The organism is Pseudomonas endophytica, from assembly GCF_001411475.1.
Taxonomy (GTDB): domain Bacteria; phylum Pseudomonadota; class Gammaproteobacteria; order Pseudomonadales; family Pseudomonadaceae; genus Aquipseudomonas; species Aquipseudomonas endophytica.
The window spans coordinates 1-2,059 of sequence record NZ_LLWH01000133.1 but is presented as its reverse complement, the minus strand read 5'-3'; the positions used below and the strand labels follow the sequence as shown (position 1 = coordinate 2,059).

The 2,059-nt window shown below is 61.0% G+C and carries 2 protein-coding genes; both read left to right on the top strand.

What is annotated here, in order from left to right; genetic code table 11:
• A partial coding sequence (locus AQS70_RS09800) for a DUF2345 domain-containing protein (RefSeq protein WP_156355099.1) occupies window positions 1-1,669 on the top strand: 1,669 nt, incomplete at its 5' end.
• A partial coding sequence (locus AQS70_RS09795; RefSeq protein WP_156355096.1) for a hypothetical protein occupies window positions 1,666-2,059 on the top strand: 394 nt, incomplete at its 3' end. The genes AQS70_RS09800 and AQS70_RS09795, both read left to right, overlap by 4 nt.

Below are 2,059 nucleotides of genomic sequence, written 5' to 3'. Positions count from 1 at the left end.
TATCGAGGGCCCGCAGATCGCCACCGTGGTCGGGCCGCCCAATGAGGAAGTGTATTGCGATGAACACGGCCGGGTGCGCCTGCAATTCCCCTGGGACCGTGAAGGCCGAGAGGATGATCACAGCTCGTGCTGGGTGCGCGTGGCCCAAAGCTGGGCCGGAGCGGGCTGGGGCCACATGGCCCTGCCGCGAATCGGTCAGGAGGTCTTGGTCGGCTTCCTACAAGGGGACGCGGATCAGCCGATGGTCATTGGCCGAAGTCATCACGCCATCAATCGCACACCCTACAAGCTGCCGGACTTCAAGGCCCTGAGCCCTATCCGCAGCAAGGAGCTGCATGGTCAGCGCCACAACGAACTGCGCCTAGATGACACCCAAGGCCAGATCAGCGCCGCACTGATGAGCGACCATCAGGCCAGCGCCCTGCACTTAGGGTACATGACTCATCCGCGCCCTAGCGGCGGGGTGCCCCGTGGCGAAGGCCTTGAACTGCGCACCGACGCCCACGGCGTGCTGCGCGCGGGTGGCGGCCTGCTACTGACCACTCAACTGCGCCCCCGCGCCGCCGCCCACCACACCGACCTGCCGGAAAGCGCTGAGCAACTGAACACCGCCCAGCAGCACCACGCCACCTTTTCCAGCCTGGCCCGCGAGCATCTGGCGCAAGAAAGCGGCGACCAAGACGAGGTCGCCGACGCGCTCAAGGCGCAACATGCCGCCATCCGGGGTGCCGGCGGCAACCCCAATGCCAACCAATACCCCGAACTAGACGAACCCTACCTAGTGCTGCACAGCCCCGCAGGCATCGCCAGCAGCACCCCGCAATCCACGCACTTGGCCAGCGGCGAACACCTAGCCCTGAGCAGCGGCGGACACACCAGCTTGGCTATCGGCAAGCGATTACTTATTAGCGCCAGCCGTGGCGTGCGCACCTTCGTGCAGAATTTGGGCTGGCGATTGGTTGCCGCCTCCGGCGACATCGACATTCGCGCCCTCAAAGACAACATCAACCTGCTGGCCAAGCTCAAAATCACCGCCACCGCCGAACGCATCACCCTCAGCGCCAAGGAAGAACTGGTAATCCAGGCCGCTGGCAGCACCACCACCTACAACGCCGGTGGCATCACCCACACCACCAGCGGCCTGTACACCGCCCATGCCACGGACTTTGTCTATCAGAGCGCGCAAAGCCAAGCGGCGGTGTTTCCCGAAGACCTCAAAAGCGGCAAGGGCAATCTGGAATTGTTTCAGCAGTATGCCAATGGGCATGCGTTTAAGAATTCCGAGTATCAGGTGGAGGACGCCTTGGGACAGATCCTCAAGGGCAAGTTGGATGCAAACGGATTTGCTGCCGTGTCAGGCGTCAGCCCTGGCCCTGCACACGTCACGTTTGGCAAAGACCCCGCCAACCCGTGGGATCAAGGCAGCTATTTCGGCAACCTGCGCTGGACACCCGCCGATGCATCAGATAGCAGCGAGACACCTGCCGGTATCGAGGCGCTGGCTGAAACAGTTCTCACGGCCACCCAATCCGAACTTGAGAGCACGATTCCCACCTCCGCCTCACTCTTGCCGCCCTTACTCCAGACGACCGTGAACAAAGGGCTACCCAGCATCTCATTGCCTAGCACAGCTGCTGACTTTCTCGCAAAAACGAGTTCGAAGCCATGACCCAAGAAACCCAAGAAGTACGTGAAAGGCAGGTCGCCATCGCACCGCTCAATGAGCTTGCCAAAGAAGATATCGGCAAAGGTGCCCAAGCCTTTGATCAATGGCTGCAAAAGGTCAGCAAAAAGACCATCACCCTTCAAAAGGTCAAGACTTGGGCAGGCGTCATCCCCGTAGTTGGCAACATCATGGCCTTGATTGATGCCTTGGGTGACATTGTTCATCTGGTGAAGACCAAGTCGAAGAATCCGCTCGACTGGGTCAGCTTGGGAATCAACCTCATCGGTGTTGTGCCTGCGCCGCCTACCATGGCCGCCGCACGCATGACCCTGCGCCCCACGCTGTTTCTGGCCCGCCAAACACTCCACAGAAATCCGAGTGGCCATTTGGGCG